General features: G+C 45.3%; 18 protein-coding genes. 7 read left to right on the top strand and 11 right to left on the bottom strand.

Features of this window, described 5'->3' with window-relative positions:
* Window positions 1-66 precede the first annotated feature (66 nt).
* From HF322_RS09005 to HF322_RS08990, 4 genes are all read left to right on the top strand, one after another.
* Window positions 67-681 (top strand): IS607 family transposase, encoded by a 615-nt coding sequence (locus HF322_RS09005; protein WP_169393121.1) that lies wholly within the window; start codon window positions 67-69, stop codon window positions 679-681.
* A complete protein-coding gene (locus HF322_RS09000; RefSeq protein ID WP_169393120.1) occupies window positions 678-1,832 on the top strand; it encodes an RNA-guided endonuclease TnpB family protein in 1,155 nt (384 codons plus the stop codon). The genes HF322_RS09005 and HF322_RS09000 overlap by 4 nt, the downstream gene beginning before the upstream one ends.
* A 153-nt stretch (window positions 1,833-1,985) precedes the next feature.
* A complete protein-coding gene (nadB, locus tag HF322_RS08995; RefSeq protein WP_169393119.1) occupies window positions 1,986-3,572 on the top strand; it encodes an L-aspartate oxidase in 1,587 nt (528 codons plus the stop codon).
* Between the two features lie 82 nt (window positions 3,573-3,654).
* The gene (locus HF322_RS08990; RefSeq protein WP_169393201.1) at window positions 3,655-4,563 is read left to right on the top strand and encodes a lysine exporter LysO family protein; all 909 of its coding nucleotides are present in this window, start codon (window positions 3,655-3,657) and stop codon (window positions 4,561-4,563) included.
* A 58-nt stretch (window positions 4,564-4,621) separates the two neighbouring features.
* On the opposite strand, the gene HF322_RS08985 is transcribed toward HF322_RS08990, so the two are convergent.
* The 4 genes from HF322_RS08985 to HF322_RS08970 all read right to left on the bottom strand — a co-directional run bounded on the left by HF322_RS08985 (window position 4,622) and on the right by HF322_RS08970 (window position 8,649).
* Window positions 4,622-5,338: an OmpA family protein gene (locus HF322_RS08985; protein ID WP_169393118.1), complete on the bottom strand. Its 717-nt coding sequence runs from the start codon at window positions 5,336-5,338 to the stop codon at window positions 4,622-4,624.
* Between the two features lie 51 nt (window positions 5,339-5,389).
* Window positions 5,390-5,998: an OmpA family protein gene (locus HF322_RS08980; protein ID WP_169393117.1), complete on the bottom strand. Its 609-nt coding sequence runs from the start codon at window positions 5,996-5,998 to the stop codon at window positions 5,390-5,392.
* A gap of 17 nt (window positions 5,999-6,015) precedes the next feature.
* Window positions 6,016-7,269, bottom strand: coding sequence for an FAD-dependent monooxygenase (locus HF322_RS08975; RefSeq protein ID WP_169393116.1), 1,254 nt, complete (start codon window positions 7,267-7,269; stop codon window positions 6,016-6,018).
* Between the two features lie 105 nt (window positions 7,270-7,374).
* Window positions 7,375-8,649, bottom strand: coding sequence for an FAD-dependent monooxygenase (locus tag HF322_RS08970; protein WP_169393115.1), 1,275 nt, complete (start codon window positions 8,647-8,649; stop codon window positions 7,375-7,377).
* 321 nt (window positions 8,650-8,970) lie between these two features.
* Here HF322_RS08970 and HF322_RS08965 point away from each other — a divergent pair, with 321 nt between their 5' ends.
* Together HF322_RS08965 and ybeY are read left to right on the top strand one after the other, a co-directional pair.
* Window positions 8,971-10,074, top strand: coding sequence for a PhoH family protein (locus HF322_RS08965; protein WP_219848210.1), 1,104 nt, complete (start codon window positions 8,971-8,973; stop codon window positions 10,072-10,074).
* Between the two features lie 99 nt (window positions 10,075-10,173).
* Window positions 10,174-10,722, top strand: coding sequence for an rRNA maturation RNase YbeY (ybeY, locus tag HF322_RS08960; RefSeq protein WP_169393114.1), 549 nt, complete (start codon window positions 10,174-10,176; stop codon window positions 10,720-10,722).
* A gap of 8 nt (window positions 10,723-10,730) precedes the next feature.
* Here ybeY and HF322_RS08955 read toward each other — a convergent pair whose 3' ends face one another.
* The gene (locus HF322_RS08955) at window positions 10,731-11,507 is read right to left on the bottom strand and encodes a mechanosensitive ion channel family protein (protein ID WP_169393113.1); all 777 of its coding nucleotides are present in this window, start codon (window positions 11,505-11,507) and stop codon (window positions 10,731-10,733) included.
* A 212-nt stretch (window positions 11,508-11,719) separates the two neighbouring features.
* On the opposite strand from HF322_RS08955, the gene HF322_RS08950 reads away from it, so the two are divergent.
* A complete protein-coding gene (locus HF322_RS08950) occupies window positions 11,720-12,487 on the top strand; it encodes a hypothetical protein (protein WP_223193249.1) in 768 nt (255 codons plus the stop codon).
* A 13-nt stretch (window positions 12,488-12,500) separates the two neighbouring features.
* Here HF322_RS08950 and HF322_RS08945 read toward each other — a convergent pair whose 3' ends face one another.
* The 6 genes from HF322_RS08945 to nuoK all read right to left on the bottom strand — a co-directional run bounded on the left by HF322_RS08945 (window position 12,501) and on the right by nuoK (window position 19,965).
* Complete coding sequence (locus tag HF322_RS08945; protein WP_169393111.1) at window positions 12,501-13,610, bottom strand: RNA-guided endonuclease TnpB family protein; 1,110 nt, start codon at window positions 13,608-13,610, stop codon at window positions 12,501-12,503.
* 126 nt (window positions 13,611-13,736) lie between these two features.
* Window positions 13,737-14,549: a ferredoxin--NADP reductase gene (locus HF322_RS08940; protein WP_169393110.1), complete on the bottom strand. Its 813-nt coding sequence runs from the start codon at window positions 14,547-14,549 to the stop codon at window positions 13,737-13,739.
* Between the two features lie 78 nt (window positions 14,550-14,627).
* The gene (locus tag HF322_RS08935; protein ID WP_169393109.1) at window positions 14,628-16,106 is read right to left on the bottom strand and encodes an NADH-quinone oxidoreductase subunit N; all 1,479 of its coding nucleotides are present in this window, start codon (window positions 16,104-16,106) and stop codon (window positions 14,628-14,630) included.
* A gap of 2 nt (window positions 16,107-16,108) precedes the next feature.
* The gene (gene nuoM / locus HF322_RS08930) at window positions 16,109-17,734 is read right to left on the bottom strand and encodes an NADH-quinone oxidoreductase subunit M (RefSeq protein WP_188211251.1); all 1,626 of its coding nucleotides are present in this window, start codon (window positions 17,732-17,734) and stop codon (window positions 16,109-16,111) included.
* A 4-nt stretch (window positions 17,735-17,738) separates the two neighbouring features.
* The gene (nuoL, locus tag HF322_RS08925; protein WP_169393107.1) at window positions 17,739-19,613 is read right to left on the bottom strand and encodes an NADH-quinone oxidoreductase subunit L; all 1,875 of its coding nucleotides are present in this window, start codon (window positions 19,611-19,613) and stop codon (window positions 17,739-17,741) included.
* 4 nt (window positions 19,614-19,617) lie between these two features.
* On the bottom strand, window positions 19,618-19,965 hold the full coding sequence (nuoK, locus tag HF322_RS08920) for an NADH-quinone oxidoreductase subunit NuoK (RefSeq protein WP_188211250.1): 348 nt from the start codon (window positions 19,963-19,965) through the stop codon (window positions 19,618-19,620).
* Window positions 19,966-20,010 lie beyond the last annotated feature (45 nt).

Genomic DNA, 20,010 nt, shown 5'->3' with positions numbered 1-20,010 from the left:
AATCATAGGTTCAGGGTTACAAGAATCTATATAAAACCTATCCAAATCTATGTATAATTAATCATTATGAATAGATTATTAAGTATAAAAGAAGCTGCTGATCAGCTAGGCGTATCAATTTCAACATTAAGACGATGGGATGAAACTGGTGTGCTTGTGGCTCAAAGAACCGCAAAAGGTCATCGTAGGTATGACATATCTACGATTAACCCAAACTTGCTACATGGTATTGATACCAAAAGCAGGAAGACCATCGCTTATGCTCGTGTGTCAAGCCATGACCAAAAAGCAGATTTACAGCGTCAAGTACAGCTGCTTGAACTGTATTGCACCAAACAAGGTTGGTGTTTTGAAGTGATCAGCGATTTAGGCAGTGGCATGAACTACCACAAAAAAGGCTTAAAGCGGCTTCTTGATGACATTTTTGACAACAACATAGACAGACTGGTACTGACCCACAAAGACAGGCTATTACGCTTTGGTGCTGAGCTTGTTTTTGCGCTTTGTGAGGCGCGTCAGGTTGAAGTCGTTATCATCAATCAAGGTGAAAACCTGTCATTTGAAGAAGAACTGGCTCAAGACGTTCTTGAGATTATTACTGTTTTCTCTGCAAGACTTTATGGTTCAAGAAGCAAAAAAAATAAAAAACTCATAGAAGCGGTTAAGGATGTTTTATCATGATTCGCGGTCATGTCATTGAACTAAGTCCTAATGATAATCAAGCCACCTACTTTGCTCGTGCTTGCGGTGTGGCGCGGCTTGCTTATAATTGGGCGCTTAGTCAATGGCAAAGCCAGTACCAAGAAGATAAAGCGTATCGTGACCACTGCAAGGATTTAGGCATTGAGATTGACAAGGATAAGCTGAACACCCCCTCACAAGGCAAGCTACGCCGAAAGCTTAACGACATTAAGCGCAATCAGTATCCTTTTATGCTTGAGGTGACTAAATGCGCTCCACAGCTTGCCATTATGCAGTTGGGTGATGCTTATAAAAGATTTTTTAGGGGCGAGTCTAAATACCCAAAGTTTCGTAAAAAGGGCGTGAACGACCGATTTAGCCTCTCAAATGACCAGTTTGCTATTAAAGATAAAAAGATCAGAATCCCCAATTTAGGTTGGGTTAAGATGTGCGAGTCATTACGCTTTGAAGGCAAGATACTGTCAGCTAAAATATTTAGTCGCGGCGGCAAATGGTTTGCAAGCATTGCCGTTCAATTCATGGATCCCCCAAAACTTAGCAAAAGAACCGGCAAAAGCGTTGGTATTGATTTAGGAATTACCGATTTATTGACCTTATCCGATGGTACTAAAATCAAATCCCCAAAACCCTTAAAGTGTTATCTAAAAAAGCTTCGGCGTTTAAATAAGGCGCTGAGCCGAAAGCAAAAAGGCAGTAAAAATCGTGGCAAAGCGAAAACCAAGCTGTCACGGCTTCACTATAAAATACGCTGTATTCGTCAAGATTCACTGCACAAGCTGACCACCGCTTTAGTCACTGAATTTGACGTTTTGGCGATTGAGAATCTAAATACCAAAGGCATGATGAAAAACCGCAAACTAAGTCGAGCCATTAGTGATTTAGGGTTTTATGAATTTAAGCGTCAGCTTATCTATAAAGCAAATGATAAAGGCAAAACGGTGAAAGAGCTAAACAGATGGTTCCCATCCTCTAAAACTTGCTCAAACTGCAATCATGTTTTAGCTAAAGAGGATTTACCATTGTCAATTCGCGTTTGGGATTGTCCGAATTGCTTACAAACCAATGACCGCGACCTTAATGCCAGTATCAATATTTTGAGTCATGCGGATAAAGTTTTGACCCATCACTGATGGGTCAATGAAGCGGTAAGTTCTACCGTGATTGCCTGTCGAGGTGATGTAAGTCCTGAGTATTATCACTCAGGTTGTTGCCTGTGAAGCAGGAAGAAAACGCTAAATCTGCATAGGTAGGTTTAGGTAGGTTTTTCAGAACGGCTTGCCGGATTGAGTGCCGCGCTATCATTGCCAAAGTCGCTTCGGGTTACGGTTATTAGTAAAGGCGGATTTCAAGATTGCTCAAGCCATTACGCCCAAGGCGGCATTGCAGCAAGTATCGCTGATAATGACAGCGCAAACGCGCATTTAAACGATACGCTGATCGCAGGCGCAGGGCTTTGTGATGTTAAAAGTAGCGCAAAGCTCATCAATCAAGGTCACGCGGCAATCGATTGGCTTTGCCAACAAGGCGTACCATTTACCAAAACTCAGCCAAACAATCAGTTGCATTTAACCCAAGAAGGCGGTCACCACTGCCGGCGCATCGTTCATGCGGAGGATGCAACCGGCTTTCACATCATGAAAACGCTGATCGCAAATGCCAAGTCGGCAAGCAATATCACCCTTTTGCCCCATCATGACGCGCTTAAACTACAAACGGATAACACCGATAGTGTTTGCTTGGGCGCCGCAGTGGTCGACCATATATCCGATCAGCAAATCAATATTCAAAGCCAAGCGGTCGTGCTTGCCAGTGGTGGTATGGGACAGTTATTTTCTAGGGCGAGCGCTCCTGATGTTTGTATTGGCGATGGCATGATGATGGCGTTTGATGCCGGTTGCCGATTGGCAAATTTGGAATTTATTCAGTTCCACCCGACCGGACTTTATCATAATAACAGCAATTTTTTAATCTCAGAAGCCCTTCGCGGTGAAGGTGGCAGGTTATATTGTCTGGTTACCCATCAGCGCTTTATGGCAGATATTGACCCGCGCTTAGAGCTTGCGCCGCGCGATATTGTGGCACGCGCCATTGCTCAGCAAATTGCAAAAAACGGTCTCGGGTTTCTGAACTTGAACATGAGCCACTTGACCAAGCCTTTTTTGCAGCGTCACTTTCCAAAGATTTACCAAACGCTTTTTGCTTTGGGAATTGATATGTCTTGCCAGCCGATTCCGGTCGCCCCGACCGCGCACTATAGCTGCGGCGGTGTGGTGACAAGCCCCGAGGGTCATACCGATATTGCCGGACTTTTTGCCGCAGGGGAAGTTGCTTACACCGGACTTCATGGCGCAAACCGTTTGGCAAGCAACTCCCTTCTTGAATGCGTGGTTATGGGTCGCCTTATCGCTGAAAATCTACCTAATTATCTGGCGCAAAAACATTGGTCAGCGCCAACTATTGAGCAAGATTTTATTATTGATACCAACATCAACGGCGATTTTCAATTGGCATTCCAAGCAAGCAATGCGTTAAACCAAACGGTTTTTCTGGATGATATTGCCAAAAGTTTAAAGCAGCTGATGACTGAGCATTTAGGAATTGTTCGTCATGGGGACAGTTTAGCCCTAGCCCTTGCGCAAATTCAGCATTGGATCGCGTTAATAACGACGCCGAACAATAATGAGGATTTGACAACTTGGCAATTACTACGTCAGCTTCAACTTGCAAGGCTCGTTGCCCTATCCGCCCTTCAGCGCTGTGAAAGTCGCGGCGGTCATTATCGTGCCGATTTTCCTACCACAAATGCGCAAGCGCTTGTCAGTATTATTCAGCCGCAATCAATACAAGCAGCTAATAGCAAAGCGGCTTAACGCGCCCGTCAAGTTAATTTTTTTTGAATAAACAAAATCGTGTTACAATCGCCAGTTTGACGCATCTGTGACGAGCCGAACGATGGAAAGCCTCATTACCCTTATTTTGGTCTTAACGCCGCTATTTATTGGCTTTGCCATCCCATCCACTCCCAAGCTGACGTTAATTACTGATAAGTGCTTGTCGTATTTGGTATTTATTATCTTAACGCTCATCGGTATTGAGCTGTCGCAAGTTCACGGTCTTGGCAGCCAAATTGGCGAAATTGCGCTTTATGTGACCGCCCTTTCTGTGTTGACCATTGGCACGGGGCTTTTTGGGTTAAAGGTATTTGATAAAATCAAACCTTGGCATGCCAAAACGACAACTGCCAAAACCAATCAACACCGCGTGAGTATTCGCGGTAGCCTCATTCAGGTGATTTGTGTGGTCGTCGGCTTTGGGCTTGGGCTTATATTGCCTGAAGCACTCATGCCGCACGACAAGACCATGACCGTTTTGCTAATGGTTTTGATTTTGCTCGTGGGAATTGGGCTAAAGGGCTCAGGAATTACCCTAAAAGAAGTGCTGCTCAATCGTCGCGGCGTGGAAATGAGCGTAATTTTCACGCTGTCGGTGTTGGTTGGTGGGCTAATTTTTGCGGCGATTTTTAGCGATGTGTCGTGGACAAAAGGCTTGGCACTGGCGTCAGGGTTTGGTTGGTATTCGCTGTCGGCAATTGTAATGACCGACGCTTATGGCGCGATTTGGGGCAGCGTGGCGCTGTTTAATGACTTGATCCGTGAGTTTTTTGCGCTGATTTTTATTCCAGTGTTTATGCGCCAATATCCGTCGGCGTCGGTGGGGCTTGGCGGGGCGACGAGCCTTGATTTTACCTTACCCATTATTCAACAATCCGGCGGTCTGACGGTCGTGCCGCTTGCAATTAGCTTTGGCTTTATTATTAATATCGTCGCGCCGGTGCTAATGGTGGTGTTTTCGGCGTTTTAATGGCTGTCATTTTGCTAATTATTAATCGCAGTTTATGACAACAACAAATTAAAGCGGTTTACTTGAACGGCTGACAGTATTTTGCATACCCGCCATATCTTTTTATGTAATAGTCATAATTAAGGTTCGTTAATTCACTCACCGCACTACTTACCATCAAGGTTGCTCGGCTTTGTTTTGATTCAAATCCTTTGCTGTTTAGTGCCTTAAAATGACTGTCTATACTCTCAAAATCCTCATCAAACTGCTTATTTGAACAGTCATAAGTTTTGATACGTTCGGGCGCAATTTTGTAATCTAGCACCAGTTTATTTCTAAGGCTAAGCGCTCGATTTCGCGACAATGAATCAAATCCTGATAAAGCCTGATAAGCTACTTCATTGGCTGCGGCATGACCAAAAATAAAAACGCTTGCTTTGGGATAATCATTAAGATTTTCAGCGATTTTCTTAAATTCCGTCTCATAGATGTCAGACTCATAAATGTTAGAAAGCTGGCTGCTCATCTTCGGAAAAAAAGCGTTAAACATCAATTCAATTCCGCTGCCATCTACGACTACGGGACAGCCTGAAGCATCGACAACCGTATGAAGCGGCGTATTCGGACAACGGTCGATATTATCGGGAACGCCATCGCCGTCAGAATCAAGATTTACGCTTAAAATTGGCATTGGCGTTTTTATTGAGTTATCAGCAGCTAACTTTGGCTCAGCTTGACACGCCGATAAGGCTAAAACGCTAAAAATACCCATAGCTAAATAAACTTTTGATGTCATGGTAAAGTCCTTTTTAATAATTATTCTGCCCTTTCTTTGTCCTAAATTTTTTTAATTAAAGCCTTTTCTATATTCGTTAGGCTCAAACGCAAGCGCATAAACTCGGCGATTAAATATATTGCCTTCTTCAGTATCGGATGGCGCAATCGGTCTATTTGCGCCGTATTCAATTGCCTTGATACGTTCAGACGAAATGTTAAACTTTGACATCAGATAATTTTTAACGTTATCAGCTCGAGCTTGCGCCAGTGGATTGGGTTTGTTTAAATCAGCGCTATCAACTTCCGTTCTTGAATTATGACCCTCGATTTTTATAATAGAATGTTTGTACTCTTGCATTCTCAAGCCCACCCTATCAAGTTCGGCTTGGTACTCTGGTGAAAGCTCGCTGCTATCTTTTTCAAAAAAGGCGCGAAATTCCATCATTAATCCGACCTCGCCCATAAAAGGACAGCCTCTTTCATCAACGACCACGTTTGGCGGTGTCACAGGACATTGGTCGATGTCATCCGGAACGCCGTCGCCATCTGAGTCCAAAATGGGAGTCGCAACGGTATTTATTTGCTGACTAACCATTATTGGTTGTGGCGCGGTTTGACACGCGGATAAGGCTAAAGCGCTACTAAAAATCATAATTGCCGAATAAAAATTCTTTTTCATGATAAAGTCCTTTTAAGTTAAACCCCACTTGCCTTTTTCGCAAACAATCGCATTAACGGTTTGATTTTGCCAACGCGATACATACCTTCATTGCGAAGCTGCTGAACGGGTCGAAGCTGCGCCAAGTCACCGGCAAACAGCCAATTAATCATCGAAAAGCTGTGCATCATCATGCTGTTATGCGGTCGGCGCTCGCGCTCGTAACGGCTGAGCGTTTGCCATTTGCCCCAAGCGTTGCCGCCGCTACGTTGAAAATCGCGCTCAAGTTGACTTGATAAGGCGGTCACATCCAACATTCCTAGATTTAGCCCTTGACCTGCCAGCGGATGGACGCCGTGGGCAGCATCGCCAATCAATGCCAAATTGGGCGCGATATAGCTTTTGGCGTGTTGAGCGGTCAAATCAAAGCTGGCGACGGACTCAATGGTCTCAATCGCGCCAAGCTCATAGTGGCAAGCCGCGGCAAGCTTATCAGCAAGAACGCGCGGCGGCTCGGCAAGTAGCTCAAGCGCCCGATTTCGCGGTAAACTCCAAACGATAGATTGCCAATGCTGCGGATTTGCTTTGTCGTTATTGATAATATCGGCGAGCGGCAACAGCGCAAGCGTTCCGGTAGGAAGCATAGCTTGACGCGCCGTTGCCTTGTGCGGTTTTTGCGTTTGAATGGCGCAACAAATGGCGGTTTGCTGATAATCTAAAGTATCAATCTCAATCCCTGCTTGCCTGCGCACAAACGAGCCGCGACCGTCCGCACCAACGAGCAGCGGCGCGCTAAATTGCTGACCATCATCAAGCGTTACCCGATAGCCGCTATCTTCTCCTAACCAATCAAGCGCTTGTACTTTTTGACCTGAAATTAAGGTTAAATCACCGCTGTCGGCGACCTCTTGCAAACGCTGCCAAAGCGCAAACTCAATTACAAACGGCTCAACCATACTGCCAAGTAAACCGCTTGCCTCTTCATCGTTAAATAACAGCTCGCCCATACCGTTTAATTGCCAAACTTGCATTTGGTTATAATCGGCTTTGCGGTCAGATGTGACGATATAGTCCCAAGCGCCAACGGCTTTTAACAGCTCAATACTGGCAAGGCTTAACGCATAAACTCTTGCATCGCGATTGGCAAGTTTGGCATCCCAGTCTTCAACGCTTAACTTGGGTCGTGCGTCAATCAAGGTAACCGGGTGTTTATTTTGCGCAAGCTTTAACGCCAACGTTGCGCCAACGATGCCGCCGCCGATGATAAGAGTTTGGCTGGATGATTTGCTCACAAAATTATCCTTATAAAAAAGATACTGTTAAAATTGGGTGTTAAAACAATGCTTTAAAAATTGGACTTTAAAATTTTAAAAAATAAACCATTAAAAAATAAGCCATCAAGACTTAAGCCCCATCGCATAATTGGCAACCAATGGTTTAACGCGAGGCAATTTATCAAAGGCTATCAGCGCCATATTTCGCGCCAATTTCACCGCAGGATTTGGGTGGGTAAAACCATGAACGACCGCATCACAAAAGCGAATGACGCGCTTTTGATCCACAAGGCGGGCGCGCTCGTAGCGCTTGAGCATATTATTATCACCAATGTCCTCGCCTTTTAGCACCTGACGCGCCAGCATTTTGGCAAGAACGTGAGCATCACGCATGCATAAGTTAAAGCCCTGACCTGCCACCGGATGCAACGTGTGCGCCGCATTTCCCATAATCACGCAGCGCCCCAAAACTTGGCTTTTTGCAAGCACTCGCGTGAGCGGATAAGCGCCGCGGCGACCGGCTTTTAAAAACGTGCCGGCGCGATCTCCAAATGCTTCTTGCAAAGTCTGTAAAAAATGCGCCTCATCGGTCAGATAGTCGCTTTCTTCCCCTTTTGGGCAAACCCAAACCACCGAGCGCCGATGACCGGTTTGCAACTCATGATTGCCATCGCCATCGGCGTCCGTCAGCGGCAATACTGCCAAAGGTCCTGCCGGACTAAAGCGCTCAATGGCAATATGATTGTGCGGCTGATCGGTTTCGACCACGCCAACGATTGCCGTTTGACCGTAATCATAAGTTGTCGTTTCAATGCCTAAAATATTACGAACGGTAGAATCGCGACCATCGCAAGCGACCAAAATGCTGCCTTGCAATTGCTGATCGTTAGTTTCATCAAAATAGCTAAAAGTTAAGCTTACACTGTCGCTATCTTGCGCCACATCAGTCACTTGAGCATTATCAATCAAGGTAATCAACGGATTATCTTTTGCCGCCAAAAGCAGCTTTCGACCCAGCCAAGCGTTTTCCATCACCTGACCAAACGATTCGACGTGCTCTTCTTCTTTATTAAGCGCCGCCTTGCCAAAGCTGCCCTGCTCGCTGATTTCAACGCCGTCAATTCGGCAAGCGTGGCTTTGCAAGTTGTCCCAAAGGTTAATTTCTTGATAAATTTGCACCGTTCGCCGTGACAGCGCCGTGTTTCGGCTGTCCAAATAATGCGTTTGAAAGCCGTCATCATTAGGGCTTAATTCTGGAAAGCGGTTTTTTTCAAGCAAGGTGCTTTTAATCCCTTGATGAGCCAGCATGAGCGCAAACGATAGCCCCACATGACCACCGCCAACGATTAATACGTGCTCATCAGTAATGGCTGCGGTTGAGCTTTTGACATTTGGCATAAAATTATCCTTATCATTATTCAATTCGTTATTTAATAAAAAATGGCAAAACCCTAACATAAAAAGGGCAATCAAACTTTAAGCATCTTATAATATTTTGCGCCAAGCTGTGTCGTGATTACTTAACTCCTCAAGTACAAAACTTCAGGCACAAAAATCATCGTGTCGTTTCATTAAACGGTTCAAATCGCTTGCCGAGCGGTTGCAATCAACATACAAAAACAGCGCGCTTTGGCAGGGGATTTGGCTTGAATTTTAAATTCTATCAACCATAATGAAGTCAGGAGTTTTTATAATTTTGACTATAAGAAGGATAATCGCTTGACTGATACCATAAGCCGCCATGTTACCTTTGAGCATTTGACCCAAGCGCACCTCAAAACCATCTTGGGCGAATTTAACAACCATTTAAAATACCTTCAAGAGCGCCTTGATATTAAAATCAGCCAGCGCAATGGCGATTTTACCTTAAGTGGCGATTTAGGCGGCGTTGAGCTTGGTGAGCGCATTTTATATAAGCTTGCCGATGAAGCGCAAAATTCAAAAGACATCAGCCCGCAAGAGCTGCATTTAATCATTCAATCAAGCCTTGCCCGCGATGATGACGACGTGATTGACAATACACCAACCGCAAAAAACGATGATGACAATAACAGCGCTGACTTTGACGAGCCAAAGGACTTTACGCCAGTTACCTTGCGGACGCGAAAAGGCAAAATCATTCCTCGCGGTGGCAATCAGCAGCGCTATGTCAAAAATATTTTGACCTCGGACATTAGCTTTGGCATTGGTCCTGCCGGAACGGGCAAAACGTATCTTGCCGTTGCTTGCGCCGTGGATATGATTGAGCGCAACGAAATTGAGCGCATTTTGCTGGTTCGACCTGCGGTAGAAGCTGGTGAAAAATTGGGCTTTTTACCCGGCGATTTAACCCAAAAAATCGACCCGTATTTGCGACCGCTTTACGACGCGCTTTATGAAATGATTGGCTTTGAAAAAGTCGGCAAAATGATTGAGCGCCAAGAGATTGAGATTGCGCCACTTGCCTACATGCGCGGTCGGACGCTCAACAACTCGTTTGTCATTTTGGATGAAGCGCAAAACACCACCCCTGAACAAATGAAAATGTTCTTAACGCGGTTAGGATTTGGCTCGCGGGCAGTGATTACGGGCGATATTTCTCAAGTGGATTTACCGCGCGGTACTAAATCGGGACTAGCGCAAGCCATGGAGATTTTAAGCGATATTGACGAGATTCACATTACTAAATTTGACTCCAAAGACGTCGTTCGCCATCATTTGGTGCAAAAAATCGTTGAAGCTTATGATGAGTTTGACGAAGAACAAGAACGAATCAAAGAAAAACGCAAACAAGAGCGCTTGGCTGAACAAGAGCAATCGCGATTGGCAAATTTGGAAGCGTAAACGGCTTTATTAGCTAAGTCGAACAAAAACCGGAGGGCAAAGGCTTTTCCGGTTTTTTACTGATTGTGATGCATTTAACATTTGAATTTTAGGACAATTATGAATAATGATTCTTGCGAATTAACCATAAGCGCTAATGATAATATTGATGAGGCAGTTTTAGAAAATTATTACAGCGAAGAGAAGCTCTCTCTCGTCGTTCAAACCGCCCTTGATGACATATCCACGCGGCTAAAAGACGGGTTAACGCTGCCCTATTTTGCCGATAGTGACAATTGGCTAGAAGCACCAAAAATGCTTGATCTTTATATCACTGATCTTAAGGAAGGTCAGCAGTTAAATTTAGAAGCTCGCGGCAAGGATTACGCCACCAACATTTTATCTTACCCAAGCGATTTTCCCGAAGCCATTTTAGCGCTCCTGCCTGCTCTACCGCTGGGCGAGTTAATCATTTGCCATGAGGTGATGGCGCGTGAAGCCGCCGAGCAACACAAAACGCTTGACGATCATATTCAGCATTTATTGGTTCATGGGATGTTGCACCTACTCGGCTTTGACCACGAATTAGGCAAAGCCGAACAAGAGGAAATGGAAAGCTTTGAGATTGCCATTTTAGCACGACTTGGCATTGCTAACCCTTATCAATAGCCATACATTTAAGTAGGTTCTTTGAGCGCATATGTCAACGCTTCAAGCAGCTCACATTGCATTTCCCACCAGTCCTTATTGGTTGACCAGACATTTAAGGTCAGCTCCACCGAGCTGTCGCCTAAACTGGTCACTTGAACCGTAGGCTCAGGCGTTTTAAGGGCTTTATCATTATCATTTGCAAGCTTGAGCATGGTGGCTTTGGCGGCTTTTAGGTTTTTATCAAAGCCCACTTTGATGGTGATATCGACGCGGCGATTGGAAAGCGCGGTAAAATTGGTCACCGCTGAGGTGGTAATACTGCCATTTGGGATGATGATGTCGTGGTTGTTCACCGTAGTCAGATGAGTATTAATTAACGTAATCTGCGAAATGGTGCCGGCAAAGGTATTAATCTGAACGTAATCGCCGCAAACAAAGGGACGAAAGGTGATAATCATAATCCCTGCCGCAAAGTTTGACAGCTGATCTTTAAGCGATAGCCCAATGGCAACTGCCGCGCCACCCAAAATTGCGGCAATTGAAGTGGTATGGATTCCCACGTGATTGAGCGCCGATAGCACCACCACAACAAGCAGCACCCCATAAAGCAATCGGCTTAAAAAGCTTGCTACCGTATCTTCGATCTTACTTCGGGACATCACCGTATTTGCCAACGCGACCGATTTTTTGGCAAGCCAGCGCCCAATGAAAAAGATCAGTAAGGCGACGATGATTTTTATGCCAATAATCACGGCGTTGTCGGCAAGCAGCGCCAAATCCCAATCAAATCCTAAAACTTTCATACCAACTCTTTGATGAATTTCAAAATTATTAAAAACTATTAAAGCGGCTTTTTACCAGCAGCATTTTTAAGTTTAGCACCAATCGCGTTATCTTCTTTAGTAGATTTGCTACAAAGCGGCGCCGAGGGTTATTAGCAAGCATTTTTGTTATATACTGCTTTTAATGGCAAAAAATAATGCTACTTGTGAACATTGATAATAAGGACAAGACCTTGAGCGATTTTGAAAATATTGAGGACACGATTGAAACGATTGGTCAGCGCATCAGCGACGCTTTGACCGGCAGCTTTGACAGTTTAAGCTTCCAGTTAAAGCAGCTGTATCAAAAAACGGCGGACAAAATGGACGATGAGCTTCATCTTCCGGTTGCCCAAAAATACGTCAATGATGCCTTACAAAAATTTGTCACTGACAACGTCAAAGCAATTTTAGAGCTTCGCGTTGAGCTTCATGATGATTGGTTTCGGCTATTTGCGACCATTAACGTGGTGGGGATTTATGCTGAAGTGGCAAGCAATTTTCGCCTCGTTCACGTTCAATTAGACCGCAACGTTCAGCGCTTTGTGTTTGGGCAACTAACTTATACGGATGTGCTTAATTTGCGCTGTGAGTCGTTTGTCAAACGCCAAGGCATTAAGCTTGCCATTTGGTTTTATCATAGCGTTTTGAAAAAAGACCCGCTTGGGGTAATTTTAAGCTATATCAATATCGCGCGACCCAAAGAGGACATCATTTATCTCGACATTCACCGCTGGCTGAAAAAAAATGACAAGATTATGAGTGCGCTGCATAAGGTTCAGGTCAATGATGGCGAAGTTGCTGAAGACCAACTTATTTTAAAAACTCAAATTAACTACCGCGATTTACTTGGCGGCAGCACGGGCGAGGACATCATTAGCGATAAAGACGAGCCAGATCCTGAGTTGATGAAAGGTCCGATCAATCCGCTTGGTGATGCCACCGAACCTGCCGAAGATTGACTTCCTCCCCTCCCTAAAGAGAGGGGATTCCTACTGCTAGACGGTCAAGCCCGACCGCAAGAATGTTCTTTGCCGCATTAACATCGCGGTGATTGGTGACACCGCACTCACAAGTCCATTCTCTTATTCCAAGATCCTGACGCCCTTTAGGGCTGCTGTCACCGATTTGACGACAGCTTGAACAGGTTTGGGTAGTGTATCGTTCATTCACGATCTCAAAACGGCAACCTGCATGCTTGCATTTATAGTCCAATTGCCGTTTAAGCTCAAACCAACTGGCATCATAAGTCGATTTAGCTAGTTTGGTTTTTTTATTTGTGAATGGTTTTGATTTAACGTTACCAATCACAATCAAGGCATTGTCTTTAACCAGTTGCGTGGTGAATTTATGGATTAAATCTCGTCTTGTATTTTTAATCTTGGCGTGAATGGCTTGGACGCGCTTTTTGTTTTTGGCGCGCTGAGCCGTAGCCAGTTTTACCGCCCATTTTTGAGTTTGTTTGACGGTGAGGGTATCACCATTTGAGGTAGTCGCGGCTTCTTTTAAACCCAAATCAATGCCGACCTGACCTTTGCCGCTTTGGACTTTGGCGTCAGCTTGGGCTTTGACTGTGATGCAAGCGTACCATCTGCCCCTGGCATCTTGAACCAACTCAAGGGTGTTTAGGTCATACAATGCTAAATTGTAGCTATCCCAAAGCTCAATAATCAGCTTTTGACCTTTGGCTAAGCTTAATTGAAGGGTTGATTTAAGCGCCTTTTTACCGCTTTGGCGGGTGGCTAGGTGTTTGATGGCGCTCTTTTTGAACGGTATCCAACCTAAGCTTTTTTTGCTTGATTTAGGGTTGTTGGTTCGCCATCTTAATTTGGCTTTTTTAAACTGCTTTCGGCTTTTGGCATGGGTTTCGCTAACCGCTTGAATGGTTTGTGATTGCAATCCTAAATATTCACCTGAGCCTTTGGTATATTCTGCTAAATCGTAAGCGCTAAAGAATTTGCCAGTTCGCTGTAAGTGCTTAAAACTCAACTCATTGACGTAGTTCCAAACAAAATTAACCTTACCGCTTAATTGAGTAAGCTGCTTGGCGTGTTTGTCTTTAAGCCTGAGTTTAAGGGTTTTCATGGTTTGATTTTGATAGATTTAGTGAGTCTTAGCAAGCTTATTGCCACTTTAAACGTCAACGGCTGTCGCCTTATATCCATGGTTAGAGAGGCATGGTTTTACGGCAAGTTGAGATAAAAAGTGAATTTACCAATAGTTTTCGACAGCAATATTGCCCTCGCCGCGCCGATTCATGACAAATCCCATGGATTTAAGGGTTTCTTTGGTGTCCTCAACCATGTCAGGGTTGCCACAAAGCATGATATGCGCAGATTCGGTTTCCAAATCAACGCCTGCTGCTTTGGCAAGACTACCGTCTAATAATAACTTTGGCAGCCTTGCATTGAGTGCCCCTGCCATTTTTTCACGAGTGACAATGGGGATAAAAATCAGCTTGGCAGGATTGTCCACTAAACTGCCAAAATCCTCCTGTAAGGCTTGAATTTTATCCAAATAAGCAAGCTCGTCTTGAGTTCTTGCGCTATAAGCTAAAACGATATGCTCATAATCCTGCCACGTTTGTAAATCTTGCAGCATCGATAAAAACGGCGCAAGTCCCGTTCCGGTAGCCAGCAGCCATAAATCTTTTGGTAACGGCTTTTGATAGCGAGCGAGGGTTAAAAATCCAAAGGGCGTTGTATTTAAAAGTAGCGTATCGCCGACTTGTAAATGTTGCAATTCGGAAGTAAACGCGCCATCGGGAATGACGATAGAAAAAAACTCAAGCACCTCATCAAAGGGTGACGATACAATCGAATATGCCCGAAAAATATCCTCATCCGGCGCGTCATTTTCTGTCTCAATATGATAGCGAAGTTTACTTGGATTGACGCCAAGGCGAACAAATTGACCGGCAGTAAATTTAAAGCTGTCGGGACGGCTGACCGTAAAGCTGAACAAATTGGGCGTCCAAGTCGTTTTACTTAGCACGTTAACCAAAGCAATGTTTGACTCACTCATCATTTGACCTTATTTTTTGCCCAAAAAAAGATGCACTAAGCTTATCATAACCTAGTGCATCCGTCAGCTTACGCCGCCTTACCAAATACGCGCAAGGCTTGACCATTCAATCAAGGTATTTGGCAATACCCCAAAGAAGATAATCACCGCGGTAACTGCAATCACCATGATGCCACCAGTTTTGATACCCCACTGACCTGAAACGTCAAACTCGATAAACTCTTTTGGACGTTTAAACAAGGTAAGCATCACACGAAGGTAATAAAACAGACCGATAGCGCTACCCAAGATAATCATCGCTGCTAAGAACCAATGCGTACCTTGAACTGCCGCTAAAATAGCAAACAATTTGGTGATAAATCCTGCTGTTAGCGGAATCCCTGCTAAAGACAACATCATGATCGTCATCACAGCAGTGAGCACTGGGCGGCGCCAAAATAAGCCTTGATAATGAATTAAATCATCAGCTTCACCCGCTAAGCGGTATGGGCTTGACATCAAGGTCACCACCCCAAACGCCCCGATCGAGGTCAGCGCATAAATTGCCATATACATGCTTGAAATACTATCAGCCGCAGCGCCAATGCTCACGATAACCACAAGCACGTAGCCCATATGCGCAATGGAGGAATAACCAAGCAAACGCTTAAGGCTGGTTTGGCGAACGGCAAGTAAGTTACCGGCTAAAATAGACAGCGTTGCCATAACCATAAGCAGCATTTGTACTGAAGGGAGCGCAAGCAGTGCCGAATCGATCAAAAAGCGAATGGCAAGCGCCATCATCGCAACCTTTGATACCGATGCGAGATAAGTTGCAATCGGCGCTGGTGCACCTTCATAAACGTCTGGTGTCCAAGCATGAAACGGCGCTGCTGACAATTTAAAACCGATGCCAAATATCATCATTGCCACGCCTAAAACAAGCATTGGTGATTCAAAGATATTAGGAAGCATCAGGCTAATGGGTCGAAAGCTGAGCGTTCCAACTTCGGCATAAATAAACGCCATTCCCATCAAAATCGTAGCTGATGCGGTGGCGGATAACACCAAATATTTAAGCCCCGATTCAAGCGATTGGTTGCGCAAATACGTGTACGACAGCAGCCCATAAAGCGGAACCGACAACAGCTCAAGGCTCATGAAAAACGCCGCCATATGCTGAGCGCAAACCATAAGCAGCGCCCCTGCCGTTGACAACAACAGCAATAAATAAAGCTCGTCTTTGTTGTCATTTAAATTGGCAAGGTAAGCATAAGCCAGCGTACAGCACGCCAGCGCACAAATAAAAATCACCACCATATTAAACTGAGCAAAATTGTCGATGACAAACATCTGCTCAGCATTTGGAACTGCGCTGCCACGGCTAATGACGCCTGCCATTTGACCAATAAGGGTAAATAGCCCAACATTTAATCCGGCAACGGCAATGGTTCCTGTCACCACATGCGAGCGTTTTACGGTGATGGCGATCATCACCAAAAGCACCGTAATTACCACCGCAATGATTGGCGCAAAAGGCATCAGCCCCATCAAATCATTCATTGTAATCTCAGTCATGATTAGCGCGCCTCCACTGCATCAAGCAACTGCGACATATCAATTTGCGTCACTTGATTATAAACATAAGCATTATTAATCCACTGCATGGCATGACTTGAGGTATCAAGTACCGGCTGCGGATATAATCCAAGCCAAACCAGTCCAGCGGCAAGCACCAAGAGCAACGTAATCTCGCGTTTACCCAAATCTTTTAAACGGCGGCTTGGTAGACCATGCGATTTGGTTTCGCGAAGCGCCACCTCAGAGATATTGTTTGCGCCAAATAAAGCACGGTAAATCAAAATTAGCGAGTAAAGCCCTGCCAGAACCAAGCTGAACGTGGCAAGAACCACAAACATAGGATACTGAGCAAATGAGCCAAGCAAAATCATAAACTCGCCAATAAAGTTTCCGGTTCCGGGGATACCAAGAAGCGCGGCGCAAAAGAACATCAATAGTGGCGCGTAATAGCGGAACTGACCCCACATTCCGCCCATCAAGGTCAAATCGCGGGTGTGCAAGCGCTCATACAACTGACCTGCCATAATAAACAGCGCCGCTGAGCTTAAGCCATGAGCCAGCATTTGCACCATCAAACCTTGAAGACTTAATAGCGTTCCGGCATAAATTGCCAATACCACGAATCCCATATGCGAAATACTGGTATAAGCCAATAAGCGCTTCATATCGGTTTGCATAAAGGCAAGCCAAGCGCCATAAAAAATGCCAATCGTTCCAAGGGTGATGGCAATCGGCGCAAACTCCTGTGAGGCGGCGGGGAATAATGGCAACACAAAGCGAATCAACCCGTAAGCGGCAGTTTTAATCAACACCCCAGCCAAATCCACCGAACCTGCGGTTGGCGCCTGAGCGTGAGCGTCCGGCAGCCAGCCATGAAATGGCATGATAGGCAGCTTGACCGCAAAGCCAATAAAAAAGCACAGCATGATGGGGTATTCCCAACCGCCAAGCGGTGTTCCAAGCAAATCATTATAATTAAAGCTAACCACACCGCGCGTCGCATAATTGATAATAACCAAAATCAAAATGCCGATGAGCATGATAAGCCCTGAAGCTTGGGTATAAATAAAAAACTTGGTTGCCGCGTATTCTTTGCTTTTGCCGCCTACCACATCATGACCCCAAAGGGCAATCAAGAAGTAAATGGGAACCAGCATCATCTCCCAGAAAAAGAAGAATAAGAACAAATCAATCGCAAGGAAAACGCCAATAACGCCGCCCAAGCTCCAAAGCAAGTTTAAATGAAAAAACCCAACTCGGCGCTGAATTTCATTCCACGAACAGGCAACCGCTGCAATTCCCAAAAAGCCAGTTAAGGCGACCATCAATAGCGACAAACCATCCATCGCCAAATGAAAGCTAATACCAAAGCTTGGAATCCAAGGCACGCTAAACTGCGCCATCCACGGCGCTGACGCATCGGGCGTGATGGCTTGCTGACTCATTCCGCTAAAGCCACCTTGCTGCCAAAGCACCAAAGACAGCGCAAAAGTGATTATCATCCCAATGAGCGCAATCCAGCGCGGCAAGCGTTTATTTACCCGCTCAACCAGCCAGCACAGCAGCCCTGCAATAAACGGGATGGCAATCAGCGCCGGCAGCAACCATGTTTGTTGTAACTCCATCATCTTATACCACCGTCATCATTACCAGCACCAACAGGACAGCTGCACCCAAACCAAAGCTTGCGGCATAACCACGAAGTGACCCAGATTGCGTCAAAGACAGCATTTTATTTCCCGCTGACGCCAACATCGGCAAAATATTCCAAGTCTTATCCACCGGATCTGCTTTGACCAATCGACCGATAAACAAAAAGGGTTTCACAAAAATAATATCGTAAAGCGCATCAAAGCCCATGCCATGATAGCTAAAGTGATACAGCGCCCCGCCAAATCGTGACGATTTAAAGCGCATTAGCATTCGACCTTTATCAACCACGTACAATAGCGTAGCAATAATCAATCCTGCAACCATCGCTCCCATCGCGATAAATTCAGCCGTGTGCTTATCATGAGCATTTCCGGCAACCTCAAGCAAATGACCATAGCTTTCTGGCAACACGTTTTGTAGCGGCGGCACAATCAGCGCGCCAACGCCCGTTGACAGCACCAATAAGATCACCAGTGGCAACCAATAAGATACGCCCGTCAACTTATGCGCAGCCGTTTTTTCCTCACCAAAAAAGATAATCCAAATCATTCTAAAGGTATAAATAGCCGTTAAGAACGCGCCAAATACGCCCATATAAAATAGCACTTGATGACCGGTGGCAAAAGTTTCCCATAAAATGGCTTCTTTTGAATAAAAGCCGACGGTAACCCAAGGAATGGCTGCGAGTGCCCCGCCACCAATCAAATAACACCAAAAAACGAGTGGGATTTTCTTACGAAGCCCGCCCATTTTAAAGATATCTTGCTCATGGTGAACCGCTAAAATGACCGCCCCTGACGATAAGAACAACAACGCTTTAAAAAATGCGTGGGTCATTAAGTGGAAAATTGCCCCTTGCCAAGCACCAACGCCAAGTGCCAAAAACATATACCCAATTTGGCTCATGGTTGAATAAGCAAGGATTCGCTTAATATCCGTTTGCGCAAGCGCACAAAATCCTGCGACCACAAGGGTAATGGCACCAACCGCACCCACCCAATATAGCAACACTTCAGGCGTTAATAAAAACAGCGGATGCATTCTGGCAATTAAATAAACGCCAGCGGTGACCATCGTTGCCGCGTGAATTAACGCTGATACCGGTGTTGGTCCCGCCATCGCATCAGCAAGCCACGTATGAAGTGGAATCTGCGCTGATTTACCCATCGCACCACCAACGAGCATCATCGTTGTTAACACCATCGTTGGGTTATTGATGGTAAATATTTCAGGCGCTCGGGTAATGATTTCTTGAATGTTGAGCGTTCCAAATTCGCGGAACAATAAAAATAAGCCAAATGCTAAAAATACATCACCAACGCGGGTTACGGTAAAGGCTTTAATTGCCGCGCGACCATTGGCGCGATTGTCAAAATAAAAACCAATCAGCAAGTACGAGCAAATCCCAACGCCTTCCCAGCCAAGGTATAACAATAATAAATTATCCCCTAAAACCAGCAGCAACATACTTGCCACAAACAGGTTCATATAGCTAAAAAAGCGTGCAAATCCAGACTCGCCGCGCATATACCATGACGCAAATAAATGGATTAAAAAGCCCACGCCAGTAATCACACCCGTCATGGTCAACGCTAAGCCATCAAAGCTTAGCCCAAAGCTTGGCGCAAAATCGCCGACTTGAAACCAAGTCCAAAGTGGTATTTCAACCACCGCCCCTAAAGGCTCATTGGTTAAAAACTCAAAACTTGCAAAAAGCGCGCAAAGGGCGGACAAAAGCATACTGCCAACGCCCACAACGGTTGCGACCATCTCGGACAACTTGTCACGCAAAAAGGCTAAAATCAAAAAGCCAACGAGCGGAAATATAAAGGTTAATGGTAATAAACTCATGACATCATCCTTTCATCTCGTTGGCGCTGTCGACATCTAAGTGACCACGCTTATGATAAAACTGCAACAATATGGCAAGCCCGATAGACGCCTCAGCGGCAGCCAAGGTCAAAATTAAAATAAACATCACCTGACCATCAGGATTGACCCAGCGACTTCCCGCAACCACAAAGGCAAGCGCCGCCGCGTTCATCATAATCTCAAGGCTCATTAGCATAAATAAAAAATTGCGCCGAACCATCACCCCACAAAGACCAATGGCAAATAAAATCCCTGCCAAAATCAGCCCGTGGCTCATCGGAATGACCCCAAGCACATTTTGTGCCTCAATCACAGGGGCTTGCGCGACCATTTCGTGGGCAAAAGGCATGGCAGCCGCTTGCGCACCACTTTCAGC

The sequence above is a fragment of the Psychrobacter sp. MF31 genome (assembly GCF_012847335.1).
GTDB lineage: Bacteria > Pseudomonadota > Gammaproteobacteria > Pseudomonadales > Moraxellaceae > Psychrobacter.
Note: the sequence above shows the minus strand (reverse complement) of the source record. Positions and strands in the feature narration are given on the sequence as shown.

What these genes read in the sequence shown, in the direction of transcription:
- ybeY (WP_169393114.1), top strand. Translation starts at nt 10,174, where the DNA reads ATGAATAATGATTCTTGCGAATTAACCATAAGCGCTAATGATAATATT.
- nuoL (WP_169393107.1), bottom strand. Translation starts at nt 19,613, where the DNA reads ATGAGTTTATTACCATTAACCTTTATATTTCCGCTCGTTGGCTTTTTG.
- nuoM (WP_188211251.1), bottom strand. Translation starts at nt 17,734, where the DNA reads ATGGAGTTACAACAAACATGGTTGCTGCCGGCGCTGATTGCCATCCCG.
- nuoK (WP_188211250.1), bottom strand. Translation starts at nt 19,965, where the DNA reads ATGGTCGCGCAAGCCCCTGTGATTGAGGCACAAAATGTGCTTGGGGTC.
- HF322_RS08940 (WP_169393110.1), bottom strand. Translation starts at nt 14,549, where the DNA reads ATGAGTGAGTCAAACATTGCTTTGGTTAACGTGCTAAGTAAAACGACT.
- HF322_RS08955 (WP_169393113.1), bottom strand. Translation starts at nt 11,507, where the DNA reads ATGAAAGTTTTAGGATTTGATTGGGATTTGGCGCTGCTTGCCGACAAC.
- HF322_RS08980 (WP_169393117.1), bottom strand. Translation starts at nt 5,998, where the DNA reads ATGAAAAAGAATTTTTATTCGGCAATTATGATTTTTAGTAGCGCTTTA.
- HF322_RS09000 (WP_169393120.1), top strand. Translation starts at nt 678, where the DNA reads ATGATTCGCGGTCATGTCATTGAACTAAGTCCTAATGATAATCAAGCC.
- HF322_RS08945 (WP_169393111.1), bottom strand. Translation starts at nt 13,610, where the DNA reads ATGAAAACCCTTAAACTCAGGCTTAAAGACAAACACGCCAAGCAGCTT.
- HF322_RS09005 (WP_169393121.1), top strand. Translation starts at nt 67, where the DNA reads ATGAATAGATTATTAAGTATAAAAGAAGCTGCTGATCAGCTAGGCGTA.
- HF322_RS08985 (WP_169393118.1), bottom strand. Translation starts at nt 5,338, where the DNA reads ATGACATCAAAAGTTTATTTAGCTATGGGTATTTTTAGCGTTTTAGCC.
- HF322_RS08935 (WP_169393109.1), bottom strand. Translation starts at nt 16,106, where the DNA reads ATGACTGAGATTACAATGAATGATTTGATGGGGCTGATGCCTTTTGCG.
- HF322_RS08990 (WP_169393201.1), top strand. Translation starts at nt 3,655, where the DNA reads ATGGAAAGCCTCATTACCCTTATTTTGGTCTTAACGCCGCTATTTATT.
- HF322_RS08970 (WP_169393115.1), bottom strand. Translation starts at nt 8,649, where the DNA reads ATGCCAAATGTCAAAAGCTCAACCGCAGCCATTACTGATGAGCACGTA.